Below are 14,082 nucleotides of genomic sequence, written 5' to 3'. Positions count from 1 at the left end.
TGCGGCAGTGGGATTCGGAAACGGCCGAATCCCTGAGCACAAGCATCAATTAGTGTCTGCCGGCGCACCCTTCCATTGGATGGTGCGCCGCGGCGCTGCTGAAAAACTGCCGTCAGCGCCCATTAAGTCCGACGGGGACTTGATGAGCAGACACTAATTATTATATAATTTACATACAAAGCGCTTCACTATGGCACCAGATGAGCATATATATGTATTTGCTGCATTAAAAAAAGCATATTAACATTTATCTTATCGTACAGAAATGTGATACCGATATCACAAGTGGAGTATCCCCGAATTTTTTCAAATCCAGACGGGATTATTTGAACGCAAAAGAAACCTACGAAGTTATTAAAGTGTGGGGTAAAAAACTATGAAGAGCAGTATCAGAAAACAGGTATTTATGCTGGGAGTCGCCGTATTCATCGTCAACGCCATCATTTTTGCCGCCTGCCGGTTTGTCTCGACAGATACCGTGCCAGTGCTCATCTTATCGGCTATATTAAATACTGCCCTTTTAATAATTGCCTATGTAATTATGCTCAGCCGGACAAACAGCAGGTCTCACGCAAAGCTTTTTCTTATATTGCTTTCCATCAGCGTCGCCATCGGCATTGCGATAAATCTGTTTCTCCCTTAACAGAACAGAACGGACTGCCGGGATTGAACTCTGAGCAGATCAGCCCCCGGCAGCCCGTAACAGTTTCCCGAAACTCTCCAGGCGTATCAGATGTCATACTTTTTCTTTTTCCGCACCAGCTGTGTCTGGCTGATTCCGACGGCCCTGGCCGCTTTTCTTGTGGAGCCGTACTGTTCACAGGCCATCTTCAGAATGTTTTTCTCGAAATTCTGGACCATTTTCTCCAGATCCATGATCTGCCCGTCTTCCTTTGTATCTCCACTGTCCAGAGCCGCTGCCTCAAAGACGTCACCGTGCAGTTCCTTCATCACATCCAGGAGTGTAATCTGTTCCTGGTCCGAGCTGATCATCAGGCGCTGCACAACATTCTCCAGCTCCCGGATATTCCCTTCCCATTCACACTGCTTCAGGTATTCCACCGCATCCTCGTCGATGTACCGTTTCATATCGAATTTCTTCCCGTATTTCTTCAGGAAGTGATGAACCAGCGCCGGGATATCACCGGGCCGGTCCTTCAGGCTGGGGATCCGTATGCGAACCACGTTCAGCCGGTAGTAGAGATCCCGTCGGAAGCTCCCGTCTTCGATCGCCGCCTCCAGGTCGCAATTCGTTGCCGATAAAATCCTCACGTTAGTTTTCACCGGCACGCTCCCGCCGACTCTGCGGAACTCACCGTCCTGAATCACGCGCAGAAGTTTGGCCTGCATATCCTGGGAAAGCTCGCCCACATCGTCCAGGAAAACAGTTCCGTTATCCGCCAGCTCGAAATACCCCTTCCGGCCGCCGGGGCGTTTCTCGCCCATCGCCCCCTCTTCACAGCCGAAGAACTCGCTTTCTATCAGGTCGGAAGTAATCGATGCGCAGTTCACCTTGATGAACGGCTGCATCTTCCGCATGCTATTTTTGTAGATGATGTTGGCGACCTTCTCCTTGCCGACCCCCGTGTCCCCGGCGATCAGCACGTTGCAGTCGTATCGAGAAACCGTAAGGATCTCGTCCAGAACCGCCGCCATCGCACGGCTTTCGCACACAAAATCCTCCAGCATGGTCTGCCGCTGTCCGGAAACCTCGCGCAGCCGGCTCTTGCGGTCCACCGGATAGGCCGGATCATCGTCCAGCTGCACGTTCGCCTCCACCGCCCGTTCCACATACGGCGCCAGATCGCGGACCAGCTCCACGTCGAACCGGTCGTAGACCTCGCTGTACCCGTCGGCGCAGAGGACGTTCAGCCGCTTAGAGATAGACTCTGTGATGTACAAAGCAATATTGTAGTTGTTAATCAGATTTGCGAACATTACGGTCCCGCCTTCGCGGGTAGCCAGAATGTTGATGGTTTCAGCCCCCGGAATATCCGCACAGTTCACCGTCAGATCGAAGGGGGCACGATCCCGCAGCTCCGCCAGACATTCCATCGGCTTCAGAATATCGACCATCCGCACCTCGGTGAAGACCTTCTCCATCAGGCGCTCCATCGAGCTGCCCTGCAGCACGGACTCTGTCTTGCGGTCCAGAAGGCAGATAATCTCTGCATCCTCTCTGGCAATCTTCCGGATAGCGTAACCGTAGAAAATATTTGTCAGCTCGTCGTTTCCCACTACCAGGAATTTCCGTTTTCCCACCGCAATATTACTGACCTTCAGCAGGGTCCCCGACTCGTTCAGCGCGTACAGCATCAGATTCATCGGAACATCTTCTGCCTTCCGTACCACAGGAATTCTGGAATAGAGAATCGTGTAGCCCTCCACGTCCGCCTGCCCGAAGGCGCGGTCAACGGATATCACTTTGTCGATATAAATAGGAATCGTCGTCAGCGACGCGTTACAGATCACATCGTCTCCCGGAGAGAGTCCAAGACGGTTCTCATACTCCGGTCCGATTTCCTCGACGGTGCCGTAGGCGAGCCCGCCGGTGTCCGTCACCGGATTGTGCAGCTTGCCGCGACGGATCACGATATCGATGATTTTCTGTTTGATTTTCTCGTCATTGTCGTTCGCTTCCATCCGGATCTGCTTGAAGCTCGTGCCTTCAATGTGGATTTTCTTCAGCCTCACACGCATCTCAAAGGGCTCGATTTCCCTCCGGTTATCAAGCTTCCAGGCTGATGTCGGCAGAACATACTGTGGTTCCAGCACTCTGTTTTCACCAAAGTCTCTGGTCTGGTTCATTTTCGATTCACCTCATTTCAGTCGAACACAAAACGGTTCACTCTGATTAAATCATAAACCCTCCGGACATTTTTTTCAATTGATATTTACATCTGAAAAAAGGAAAACTATAATTATTTTATCGATTAAATCAATTATTGGAAAAGGAGTACAACAATGGCAGAAGAAAAAATCACATCACTGATCAGAGTCAGAATGTCCGCGAAGGACGCGCACTACGGCGGCGAGCTGGTTGACGGAGCTCATATGGTTCACCTGTTCGGAGACGTGGCGACCGAGCTGCTGATCAAACTCGACGGAGACGAAGGTCTGTTCTGCGCATATGACAACGTAGAGTTCCTGGCTCCGACCTACGCAGGAGACTACATCGAAGCTTACGGCGAAATCACCAAGATCGGAAACACCTCCCGCCAGATGAAGTTCGAGGCCCGCAAGGTCGTTGTTTCCAGAAAAGACATCAACGATTCCGCGGCGGACTTCCTGGAAGAGCCGATCGTGGTCTGCAGAGCAACCGGAACCTGCGTAACACCGAAGGAAATGAAGCGTAAATAAGGTTTGTTTCCACTGTAACGGCGTTGCCGCAAGGAAACAAACACTTGCGAAACTGAAGATAAACTTCAGTTTCTAAAGGATAACTTCCATTGTAACGGCGCTGCCGCGAATTCTTCCCGATATGAAACTTAATTAAGAGAACATCTTGAGTATCCTTTATTTTAAAGAGGCCGTGCATCCGACGAGAGTTCGCCGATGCGCGGCTTCTTTTTCTTTACATTTTACAACCAGCAGGAGCCTGCGCATTTCTCACAGGCTGCGCAGGTGTTCGATCTCGCCCCGGGTCATTTTCCGGTACTGGCCGGGCTTCAGATGTCCAAGCTTGATATTGCCTATGGAGATGCGGGTGAGTTCCTGCACAGGGCATCCCACCGCGCTGAACATGCGGCGGATCTGACGGTTTTTGCCTTCGTGGATGGTGACTTCCAGAATCGTGGAGTGGCGGTTCCAGGTGATGACATCCACCTTTGCGCGGGAGGTAACGAAGCCCCCGATGTCAACGCCGCGGCGGAGCTTTGCGAGTTTCACCGCGCTGACGCTTCCGGCCACACGCACCCGATAGGTTTTGTTTACCGCCCCGGAAGGATGCATGATATGATGGGCGAACTCGCCGTCGGAGGTCAGGAACAGCAGTCCCGATGTATTGTAGTCCAGTCTTCCCACCGGAAAGACCCGTTCCTCAACATCCGGCATCAGATCCAGCACTGTGATCCGCCCCCGGTCGTCGGAAACTGCCGTGATGCATCCGATCGGCTTATTCATGACGTAGTACGCGTCGCGGCCGCCGTATGATATTCTGTTCCCGTCCACAAAGACCTTGTCCCCGGGCTGCACGTCATATCCCGGCTCCGTAAGGCGGACTCCGTTTACCTCCACCTTTCCCGCGCGGATCAGCTCATCCGCTTTCCGGCGACTGGTCACGCCTGCGGCGGCGATATACTTATTGATTCTCATTTTCTTCTCCGTATGCTTCTGCGACCTTCATCATAATCGCGCATTCAACCCGTTTGCGGAACAGTCTGCATCCGTACTCATAGACGCCCCGGACTGACCCGGCGGCGTGCCAGGCGTTGGCGGCGCAGCCGCCCGAGCAGTACAGTCTGGCCCAGCAGTCTCTGCATTCTTCACGGGCGTAGACATTACAGCTGCGGAACTCCTCCTGGATGTCCGGAGCAGTAATTCCCTGCCAGATATCGCCCATACAGAACTGCTCCTCGCCCACGAACTGATGACATGGGTACAGGTCGCCCCAGGGCGTTACAGCGAGATACTCCGTGCCGGAGCCGCAGCCGGATATTCTTTTGTAGATGCAGGGGCCGCCGCTGAGATCGATCATATAGTGATAGAATGTGATCGGATGTCCCTCCCTCTCACGGCGCAGCATCTCCTCAGCCAGCAGCTCGTACTGCTGAAACAGAACCGGCAGATCTTCCTCCGTCAGTGCCGCGGGATCCTCCGGCGAACATACCACCGGCTCCATCGAAAGCTGATCGAATCCCAGATCCGCCATGTGAAAAATATCATTGGTAAAATCTGTGTTTGCGTGAGTAAATGTTCCCCGCATGTAATAATTTCTGCCGCCGCGGGCTTCAACGAATTTCCGGAATTTCGGGACGATCAGATCATAGCTTCCGCGCCCGTCCACGGTTTTCCGCAGACGGTCGTGAACCTCCTTCCGTCCGTCCAGACTCAGCACCACATTATGCATCTCCCGGTTTGAAAATTCGATGACCTCATCGTTAATTCCCACGCCGTTGGTGGTCAGCGTGAAGCGGAAGTTTTTTCCGTGCTCCTTCTCAATAGAGCGGCCGTATTCCACGATGCCCTTCACCACGTCCCAGTTCATCAGCGGCTCGCCTCCGAAAAAATCCACCTCCAGATTCACCCGGTCACCGGAATTCTCCACCAGAAAATCCAGAGCGCGTTTTCCGGTTTCCAGACTCATCAGTCCACGCTCTCCGTGGAACCTTCCCTGTGCGGCAAAGCAGTAAGAGCAGCTGAGATTGCAGGTGTGAGCCACATGCAGGCACAGCGCCTTGAGCTCCGTATGATGGTTTTTCAGATCAAAGGCGCAGGGTTCATACAGATCCTCTGTGAAGAGCCTGCCCTCCTCGCGCAGCTTGTCTATATCCCCGAAAACCTCTTCAATATCCCCGCGGGTCAGTCCCTGGGATTCGCCGTACTTCTCCAGCATGCGGGACGCAATCTCCTCGCGTGAAATTTCTCCGTCACAAAAAAGCTGGATGATGTCATACGCAACATCATCCACACTGTGTACAGAACCGCTGTTCACATCCAGCACGATATTATAGCCGTTCAGCCTGTACTGATGTATCATTTACTCAGCCTTCTCGCACTTCTGATTGGCAATTCCGCAGGAAGTCTTGCAGGCCGACTGGCAGGAGGTCTGGCACTCGCCGCATCCGCCGTCTTTCAGGCTTTCCTTCAGATTTCTCGTCTCGATTGTTTTAATTCTCTTCATCGTATGTTCCACCTTTCTTTTCTGTTCCTTATTCATATTAACGACATCCCGCCATTTTGTCAAGGCTTCGGGGCGCCGGGGCACGGCCCGGTTCAGTGCGCGGAGCCGAAACACGGCCCGGTTCAGTGTGCAAAGCCGGAGCCGCCGCCGGGTTTTCACGGGAAAGCGCTCCGTCCTGCTCCCGGAGAGCCTTCAGCAGCCCGCTGATTCCCACCAGCATATCATCGTAGGTATCATCAAAATCGTTGGTAAACCACGGATCGGGGATGTTTTTCTCCTCTCTCTCCGTAAAATCCAGAAGGAGATGGATCTTCTTCTCTGGATCGCCTCCGATCAGATTATACAGCTCTCTTTTGTTGTTCTCATCCATGCAGATCACGTAGTCGAAGCCTGCGTAATCCTCCCGCGTCATTCTGCGGGCAGTTCTGTGATTGTCATAAGGGACGCCCACAGACCGCAGCTTGTTTTTCGCTCCCTCCTGCATCTCCATTCCCACATTGTCGGAAGCCACGCCGGCGGATTCAATGTAAAACTGTTCCTCCAGCTGCCGGTACCGAACCATATCCTTCATCATATATTCTGCCATAGGCGAACGGCAGATGTTGCCGTGGCAGACAAAGAGTATCTTAATCAATATTTGTTCCCTCCCGAATGGCCGCATTCCGTCCTGGCTTGCCACGCCTTCCAAACCTTCCGGGGATTCCGCTCCCGGTCAGTCGATGTGCCGGCCTCTCCACCGATATTGTACCATAGATAGAGGCGTTTCTCCATAACAAAATAACGGCGCGCCCGTGAACCCCAGTGAACAAAAGAAAATGAACAAAAAGAAAACCCCGGTCAAAATAACGGCGCTCTGGCTGGAGTACCGCCCGGAACGCCGTTACGCATCAGATCTACATTCTCCCGGTCATGGCTGGCCGGAATCATCGTCGCCGGGACTGGCGCTCCGGGATTTTTTCAGGAGCTTAATCGCCGCAATTAAAGACGCTAATGCCAGAACCAGAATTAATCCTGTCAGTTTTTCCGCTCCTACATCTGTAAACGTTACACACAGTATCGCTGCAATAATGACTATTTGTGCAAAGAAAATGATGTAACTTAATTCTCTTACAGACTGCTTAGGAAGCAGTTCTGCAATCCTGCCCTTTTGTTGATTCATATATTACTCCCCCCTGTTACGTTTATTATGTGCCTAATAATTCCGACGGAAATAAAAACAGGTATGGCGCTGTTATGACCGCCAATATTATAGCCGATTTTTTTGCCTGTCTTATTGTAAGCCCTGCTTTTAGAAAAATCCTTTTGTCAATTAAATATGTAAGAAATGCTGCAACTATTATTGCTGCACTACAAACCGCTAAAGCAACATAATCTGAAAATGGATTCCCATAAATTGCAATCATCGCATCGTCTACCCATTCAATCCCTGTATCACCCGCGACGGGTACTGCAGGGAAAAGCAGCAAACCTCCCGCCAGATCCGTTGCCAAACCTGCGATGAACACCTTCCATGTGTGCCTTTTACAAAAGCTCCAACGTTTCTCGCTTTTAGGCAGTGTAAAAAAGGTTACGGCGGTATCAATAATGTAATTTACCGGAAAAATCAAAAGCGATTGCCATGATGGCATAAGCATCAGAAACCAAATCGGACAAATTACGCTATACAATTTTATCTCATTTTTATTTTTCGAACGTTGCATGATAATTCCCCGTTAATAGTCATATCCATTATCTTTAAGCCATTTTAATGTATGCCTGTCGGTTTTATGAATCGACAGAGATATTATATCGCCATTTTCACTGCGAAAGTCAGCTTTTGAAATTACATTTGCCTCTGTAATCTCTTCAGCAAAGCTTCTTTCCATAAGATCCAAGTCCATATTATATATTAATTCTTCCGGTTTTTTGCAATTTTCCCCGAGCATTCCCACCTCAGCATATTTCCAGACGTATTTGCCATTTTTCATTGCGGCTGACTTTACAAGCCTGAGCTTCGCCTTAGTTTCCTTTGCTTCATATAACTCTTTCAGACATTTTAACTCGCTCAATTTTTCAGGCGGCATACTATATATCCTTGTTATTTTCATTCCAAATATCCACTTGTACACTATTCTAAAGTGAATTTGGTCGTCAACTATGATCCATTTATTATAACGCGACATCTCCCTTCCGGTAGCCCTTACCATTTTAATCATTTTCTTTGATTTAAAAGCTGCCTGCCAGTGGTCATCAATAACATAAAATCCACCGTCTCCATCAAAATCATAATCGACTGCTGCTATTTTTGCCTCTCTGATTCCCGCTATATTTGTGCCATTATCAAAAATGAGTACGTACAGGTTTATGTGGATAAGCACTACCACAATGATACAAATCAGTATAATCAGTATCATTAATATTCCTTTTACTACACTTTTAACCCTCTTCATCCCGCGCTCTCCTTGCAAAGACTGAACACCTTACTTAATCACCGATATTTTTCCAAAGTATTTCAGACTTTCTGCATGCTCTACCTTTGCAGCCTCGGCAAAAGATTTCAGTCTGTTAATATTCCAGTTTTACAGGTCACATGTGCAAACGCATCTGTTATAGTGTGCGGTTTATATGAATTGTTCCTAATACTTACCTCCATGCTCTTTCAACCATTTCGGTGTATGCTTATCGGTCTTGTAAATAGCAGGAGCAATATAATCCATGTAATCACCACGCTTTGGATATAAGGTAACACTGTAGCTACTATAATCTTCGCAATCCTCTTCACCGAAATGCTCCTGATCATACTTTCTTTCCAAGAAATCCAAATCTAAATTCTTCAACAGTTCTTTGGAGACTTTTTTTCCATTCTCATCATAACAGTACTTCTTTCCTCTCTCTGTGCCGGAAAGCAGGAATTTTTCCTTGAAGCCTTTTGCTTCATATAATTTCTCAAAGGCTTTGAGCTTTTTTAATTCCGTGTAATCCATGTGATATGTTCTCGTTACCTTTAGTCCCAGCAGGCACTTATACACGATTCTGAAATGAAATTTCCCTTCAATCTCTGCATAATACCACTTACTACGATGAGACATGTCTTTTCCTGCCTCTTTCACCATTTTTATCATGCTCTTTTCGTCAAATGTTGTATGCCAGTAATCGTCGACATAATACCCTTCTCCATCCCAATCTATGATGGATATTTTTGCCTGCTCTATCCCTTTGACGCTTGTGCTGTTGTCAAAGATATATACGCTCAGTCTAAACAGACCGAATGAGGCTAAAATAACGCATATGGATACGAGCAGTATCCTTTTGAGCTTCTTCATTTTCCCACCTCAGTAAACAGTTATGTGACTTATTCCGTAACCGATATTTTTCCAAAGTATTTCAGACTTTCTGCATGCTCTACCTTTGCAGCCTCGGCAAAAGATTTCAATCTGTTAATGCGCCAGTTTTTATAATTATCTGTTGTCTTCATCTTGCTTACAAAGAAATCTCTTCCATATCCTATTCCCTTTCTATTACCTTTATACCTGTCTACAATGTTTTGCTCAATTTGCAGAGCGATTTTAGCTCTGTTCGGATAAACTGTTGTTCGATCACAACACCAACTTAAACACTTATCCGAAACATCAGCATGCTTGATTCTTCTAAATTTGCCATTTGACTTCAATTTATAGGTTGAATGCGCAAACGCATCTGTTGCAGTGTGCATAGCAATTCCATAAATGAAGCTTGCCTGCTCCCGGTTTTTCCATTTATTAAATCCTTTCGCATTTCCGCCAAGTTTTCCGCTGTTCAGCGACTTGAAGAAATCCCTGATTTTAGTGTATTGTTTGTCGGTAAGCCCTGCTGTATTGCTTTCTCCAACGGATACGTCAGAATACTTTCCTCCGTCAGCATATTTTTTCGCAACTATAGCCATATACCTGTATGCAGCTACATAATTGTATCTGGGATCATTCTTTTTAAGTTTTGCGCAACCATGAAAAAGCGGATTTGCTGTCATCCCACTAACTGTGGATGATTTCGCGTCCGGATAAGATGCTCCCCATTTCATTTTCGTATTACAGGCATTCTTTCTATGGGTTTCCTTTTTCCAGCTGGCCTTTACTGTATCTTCGGATAAGTCCTGCGGTTCTCCATCGTTTTCATCGATTTCTTCAGAGATATCTGTATCCGCCTCATCTGTGTCTTCGTTTTCGTATGTTCCATCTGCATCACCGACTGTAGAACCATCTGCTTCTTCACTTTCTTTCTGGACGTCTCCACTCTCTTCTTCATCCGATACAACTTCTTCATCACTTGTCAGATTATCAATGCCGACAATGTCTCTGGTACTTGCTCCACTACTTGTCGCGTCCGGAGCGGCCTTTTCATCATCAATGGCAGTGTTGCTTTCAGTCTTTGACTTTTCTGCAGTGCTTTGATTATCTTCCTGTGATTCAGACTCTGCTTCTTCCGTCTTTGTCCGATATGCCTGATATGCGTCGTTATATATCTCATTTGCATAGCCATAATCTGCAATCCTGTACTCTTGACTATCCTCTGACGCGATAGTTTTTCCACTTGCCTTTATCAGTTCTTTTATAAATTTTGCAGGCTTGCTCTTATCTTTCGACCAGAGATCTGCCGCTATCGCTGTAACATACGGTGTAGCCAGACTCGTTCCTGTCAGTGTCAGGTCTTCTCCGAAATTTGCCTGTGCCGTTATTGCTTCTCCCGGTGCAACAACATCGATTTTATCTCCTTTTGAACTGAAGTCACACACTTCTCCTGCAGCATTTACAGCGCCGACAGACAGTGCAGATTCGTATCTTGCCGGATAATCTATACCTCTATTTCCATTGTTTCCTGCCGAGGCTATCACAAGTATATTATTATTTGCCGCATCATTTACCGCCTGTTCCAGAGCTTCTGAATATTTCAAGGTCCCAAAACTAAGATTGATTATGTCCATATCATTGTCTATTGCCCAGTATATGGCCTTTACCGCTCTGCTGACCGGAGCCTGACGTTCTTCATCAAGTATTTTCGCCGAATACAGTTCTGCGTTTGGTGCAGCACCCTCCACTTCACTGTTAACACCTTTTCCCGCTATTACACTTGCTACGCTTGTTCCGTGCCCACATGTATCATCGAATAACTCAAATGACCCTGTATCTTCGCAATCTTCTTCCTGGGCAATGTCTTCTTCATCTGAATCATCTATCTCCTCTTCGTCAACTGTACTCTCGTCCTCTTTACCAGTGAATTCCTGTTCATCTGTTATATCTTTGCTACAATTGTCAGTACCTGCAACGTGATTATCGTTTATAAAATCTATCCTCTCAACCACGTCAACGTTTTCATTCGCATCTATGCCCGAATCTATAATGCAGATTTTTATTTTCTCACCTGTCTCCGCTGCATCAGACGCTCCAATCATTTTCTTCTCCCAGTTATTCTCTGCCGGTTTAACATCAGGTATAATATTTTCTTTCGCATTTTCATTGAGTGTGAAATCCTTTTCCACACATTTCACACTCTTCATCTCCTTAATTTCTCCTGCCTGAGAGGCTGTCAATGTTCCGCTTAAAACATTATCCGCCCCTTTGATCGTCGCATCTGCACTTACGCTGTATTTGTTTTCTATTATTTCCGCCGCTTTATCTGTCTTTGTTATAACTATATACCGATCGGTTCCGGTTTCCTGAGCACTTACTGTCTGTTTTGTGCAATTAAAGCCTGCAAATACCATTGATGCAGTCAAGATTATTATTGTAATTCTTTCTGATATCGCTCTCATATGACTCTATCTTCTTCCTGCTGATAACTCAAACTCTCCCCGCTCCAACATGAGTGAAGGCATTGGAAATTCATTAGATTTGTCACATAAAAAGTTGAAGTAACTCACACACAATGTCTGGTCATTAACGCACACATCTGTTCATTAACATACAAAGTGCGTTTCCGGTAATAAAACTGCCCGTCTCCGCCGCCATGATGCTACGTGAAACTACTTAGAGAATAACATAATATAATAATAAGAGCAACTCATAAACGGAATTTTCAGTCATTTTCTTCGGCCGATTTTGCCTGCTTTGAGCATAAAATGCCTGGTTGGATCTGATTTACTATTTTATACAGTTGTACTGCATTTGTACACCGCTCTACCGCTCAAACCTCTCGCTGATCCAGTGCTGATCCACCTCGGCGTATTTCCCCGCCGGTATCGCCAGCGCATCCATGTAATGCTCCTCGATTTCCCGGTACAGCTCTGCGTCCAGAGGAACCGTCAGCTTCTCGTCCTGTCCGTTGTCCGAGGGCCAGATCACAAAATATTCCCCGTCCTCGTCAAACATGTACAGCAGATCACCCGGCTCCAGATCCGGCCATTCCTCCCTGACCTGATCCCAGATTACAAATTTGCAGAGCTCAAGCACCCGGTCATCCCGTCCCGTTTCCGCAATCAGAATCTTCTCCGTCAGGCCGAGGCCGTTGGGAACCAGGCGGAACACCGCCTCCGCGTCCACCGCAGCCTCCGGAAGTTCCAGACTGTTCAGCTGCTCCAGCAGGTCGTCCTCGTGCTCCGGCGCCATGTAGAAATTCAGTTTCCGGTCCGGATCCATGTACATGAGCGGATATTCCACCATAACCACATCTCCGCAGGACGGGCACCGGTTGAGGAAAAAGTCACCTTCGATAATCTTCTCCCGGTATTCCGGATTTTCTTTTACATCCACAAATTCTTCCTGGCGAACCTGAATCATCTCCCCGCAGCCGGGGCATTCCACCTCAATGATCTCCACTGCCATCTGCCATCTCCATTTCTATCGAGATCTGTCTCGAATCCTCTTCTTCACCTTCGTCGTCATCGACTCCCATAATCCCTTCGATGTCCTCGATATCCGGAAGCTCCTTCAGGGAGGAGAAGCCGAAATGCTTCAGAAACTCTTCCGTCGTTCCGTAGAGAACCGGCCGACCGACCGCCTCGGAACGTCCCATGTCCCGTATCAGGCCCTTCTTCAGAAGGCCTTCCACGACGCGGTCACACCGGATTCCCCGTATGGAATCGATCTCGCCCTTTGTCACCGGCTGTTTGTAGGCGATTATCGCAAGGACCTCCAGAGCGGCCTGCGAGAGCTTCTTGATTTTTACCGGAGTACAAAGCCTCCGCACGAACGTCTCGTTCTCGCCGTGGGTCACAAACTGAAAGGATTTCCCCACTCTGCGTATCCGGATTCCCCGGCCTTCCTGCTCGTATTCCGCCTGAAGCTCCTCAAAGCAGCCGATAGCCTCCTGCTCACTGATATCGAAAATTTCCGCAGCATCCTTTGCCGGAAGCGGCTGTCCCCAGACAAACAGCATCGACTCGAAGGCCGATTTAATCACTTTTCTACTGGTCATTCTGATCCTCCTCGGGCCGGTCACCGCGTCCACCATCGTGCCGGCCTCCCGACTCGCCATCGTGTCGGTCTCCCGGCCTGTTCCCGTACTCGCGTTCAGTCCCCTCTTCATCCGGCGGCCGGTCAAAGTCCCTCTCTCCGGCAATTACCGTAATCTCCCCGTAGGTCTTCTTCTGTACCGCGTCGAGGTAACGGTCTCGCATCATCTGAAGGACGGACATGAAGGAGACCACCACATCATAACGGTTTCGCAGATTCGGCACCAGCTCCTGAAATGGGACGGAGGTGGCACCGCCGGCCGTCGTTTTCCGGAAGATTCTCCGGATAAGCTCCATACGGTTTTCCATGGTGACTTTTTCGCGCTCTACGCGGGTATAGTGGCGGCGAACCGCTTCGATTCTCTGTTTTCGACCGAGAAACGCGTGAAACGCTCCTGCGAAATCCTCTATGCTGAGGTTCAGATAGACGTCCGGATTGTCCAGATACACTGAAATGTCTTCCTGGGGTTTCTCAAACACGCCGGACTGAGCGCGTTCCCGTTCCGCCAGCATCTCGCTCTGTTTTTTACAGCGTTTGTACGCCAACAGCCGTTCTGCCAGCTGACTGCGCGGATCCTCCACATTCAGGAGTTCCTCGTCCAGCCGTGGCTTAGGCAGTATCATCCTGGATTTAATTTCGATGAGTTCCGCCGCCAGCACCATGAACTCGGAAGACAGGTTCACGTTCCGCTGCCGCATTTCACTGATGTAGTCCAGATATTGACTTGTAATTTCCGACACCTGAATATCGTAGATGCTCATCTGCGCGTTTTCGATCAGGTAAACGAGAAGGTCGAAAGGCCCCTCGAAAATCGGAAGTCTGACTTTGTAACTCATC

General features: G+C 48.5%; 15 protein-coding genes. 2 read left to right on the top strand and 13 right to left on the bottom strand.

Annotated features, from left to right (window positions below; all coding sequences use genetic code 11):
- The first annotated feature begins 376 nt into the window (after nt 1-376).
- The gene (locus FYJ64_RS10495; protein WP_154575087.1) at nt 377-643 is read left to right on the top strand and encodes a hypothetical protein; all 267 of its coding nucleotides are present in this window, start codon (nt 377-379) and stop codon (nt 641-643) included.
- Nucleotides 644-729: 86 nt separating this feature from the next.
- On the opposite strand, the gene FYJ64_RS10490 is transcribed toward FYJ64_RS10495, so the two are convergent.
- Entirely contained in the window at nt 730-2,808 is a 2,079-nt protein-coding gene (locus tag FYJ64_RS10490) for a sigma-54 interaction domain-containing protein (protein ID WP_154575086.1), read from the bottom strand.
- A gap of 156 nt (nt 2,809-2,964) precedes the next feature.
- Between FYJ64_RS10490 and kal the strand changes: the two genes are divergently transcribed.
- Nucleotides 2,965-3,360, top strand: coding sequence for a 3-aminobutyryl-CoA ammonia lyase (gene kal / locus FYJ64_RS10485; protein WP_075714015.1), 396 nt, complete (start codon nt 2,965-2,967; stop codon nt 3,358-3,360).
- A 249-nt stretch (nt 3,361-3,609) separates the two neighbouring features.
- Here kal and FYJ64_RS10480 read toward each other — a convergent pair whose 3' ends face one another.
- The 12 genes from FYJ64_RS10480 to FYJ64_RS10425 form a co-directional block, all read right to left on the bottom strand.
- Nucleotides 3,610-4,314, bottom strand: coding sequence for a pseudouridine synthase (locus FYJ64_RS10480; protein ID WP_154575085.1), 705 nt, complete (start codon nt 4,312-4,314; stop codon nt 3,610-3,612).
- The gene (gene scfB, locus FYJ64_RS10475) at nt 4,301-5,698 is read right to left on the bottom strand and encodes a thioether cross-link-forming SCIFF peptide maturase (RefSeq protein ID WP_154575084.1); all 1,398 of its coding nucleotides are present in this window, start codon (nt 5,696-5,698) and stop codon (nt 4,301-4,303) included. Before scfB ends, FYJ64_RS10480 begins: the two co-directional genes overlap by 14 nt.
- Nucleotides 5,699-5,842: a six-cysteine ranthipeptide SCIFF gene (scfA, locus tag FYJ64_RS10470; RefSeq protein WP_075715136.1), complete on the bottom strand. Its 144-nt coding sequence runs from the start codon at nt 5,840-5,842 to the stop codon at nt 5,699-5,701.
- A 37-nt stretch (nt 5,843-5,879) separates the two neighbouring features.
- Nucleotides 5,880-6,476, bottom strand: a complete 597-nt coding sequence (locus tag FYJ64_RS10465; protein WP_154575083.1) for a low molecular weight protein-tyrosine-phosphatase — start codon at nt 6,474-6,476, stop codon at nt 5,880-5,882.
- A 273-nt stretch (nt 6,477-6,749) separates the two neighbouring features.
- Nucleotides 6,750-7,001: a hypothetical protein gene (locus FYJ64_RS10460; protein WP_154575082.1), complete on the bottom strand. Its 252-nt coding sequence runs from the start codon at nt 6,999-7,001 to the stop codon at nt 6,750-6,752.
- 25 nt (nt 7,002-7,026) lie between these two features.
- The gene (locus tag FYJ64_RS10455) at nt 7,027-7,542 is read right to left on the bottom strand and encodes a hypothetical protein (protein WP_154575081.1); all 516 of its coding nucleotides are present in this window, start codon (nt 7,540-7,542) and stop codon (nt 7,027-7,029) included.
- A 12-nt stretch (nt 7,543-7,554) separates the two neighbouring features.
- Entirely contained in the window at nt 7,555-8,271 is a 717-nt protein-coding gene (locus tag FYJ64_RS10450) for a hypothetical protein (protein ID WP_154575080.1), read from the bottom strand.
- Nucleotides 8,272-8,457: 186 nt separating this feature from the next.
- Nucleotides 8,458-9,144: a hypothetical protein gene (locus FYJ64_RS10445; protein WP_154575079.1), complete on the bottom strand. Its 687-nt coding sequence runs from the start codon at nt 9,142-9,144 to the stop codon at nt 8,458-8,460.
- Nucleotides 9,145-9,173: 29 nt separating this feature from the next.
- Complete coding sequence (locus tag FYJ64_RS10440) at nt 9,174-11,606, bottom strand: S8 family serine peptidase (protein ID WP_154575078.1); 2,433 nt, start codon at nt 11,604-11,606, stop codon at nt 9,174-9,176.
- Between the two features lie 364 nt (nt 11,607-11,970).
- Entirely contained in the window at nt 11,971-12,615 is a 645-nt protein-coding gene (locus FYJ64_RS10435; RefSeq protein WP_154575077.1) for a CpXC domain-containing protein, read from the bottom strand.
- Nucleotides 12,596-13,207, bottom strand: a complete 612-nt coding sequence (gene scpB, locus FYJ64_RS10430) for an SMC-Scp complex subunit ScpB (RefSeq protein WP_154575076.1) — start codon at nt 13,205-13,207, stop codon at nt 12,596-12,598. The genes FYJ64_RS10435 and scpB overlap by 20 nt, the downstream gene beginning before the upstream one ends.
- Nucleotides 13,197-14,081, bottom strand: coding sequence for a segregation and condensation protein A (locus FYJ64_RS10425; RefSeq protein WP_154575075.1), 885 nt, complete (start codon nt 14,079-14,081; stop codon nt 13,197-13,199). Before FYJ64_RS10425 ends, scpB begins: the two co-directional genes overlap by 11 nt.
- Between the last annotated feature and the right edge of the window lies 1 nt (nt 14,082).

The organism is Hornefia butyriciproducens, from assembly GCF_009695915.1.
In the GTDB taxonomy this organism is placed as follows: domain Bacteria; phylum Bacillota; class Clostridia; order Peptostreptococcales; family Anaerovoracaceae; genus Aminicella; species Aminicella butyriciproducens.
The sequence above is the reverse complement of the archived record's forward strand: the minus strand, read 5'-3'. Positions and strand labels throughout refer to the sequence as shown.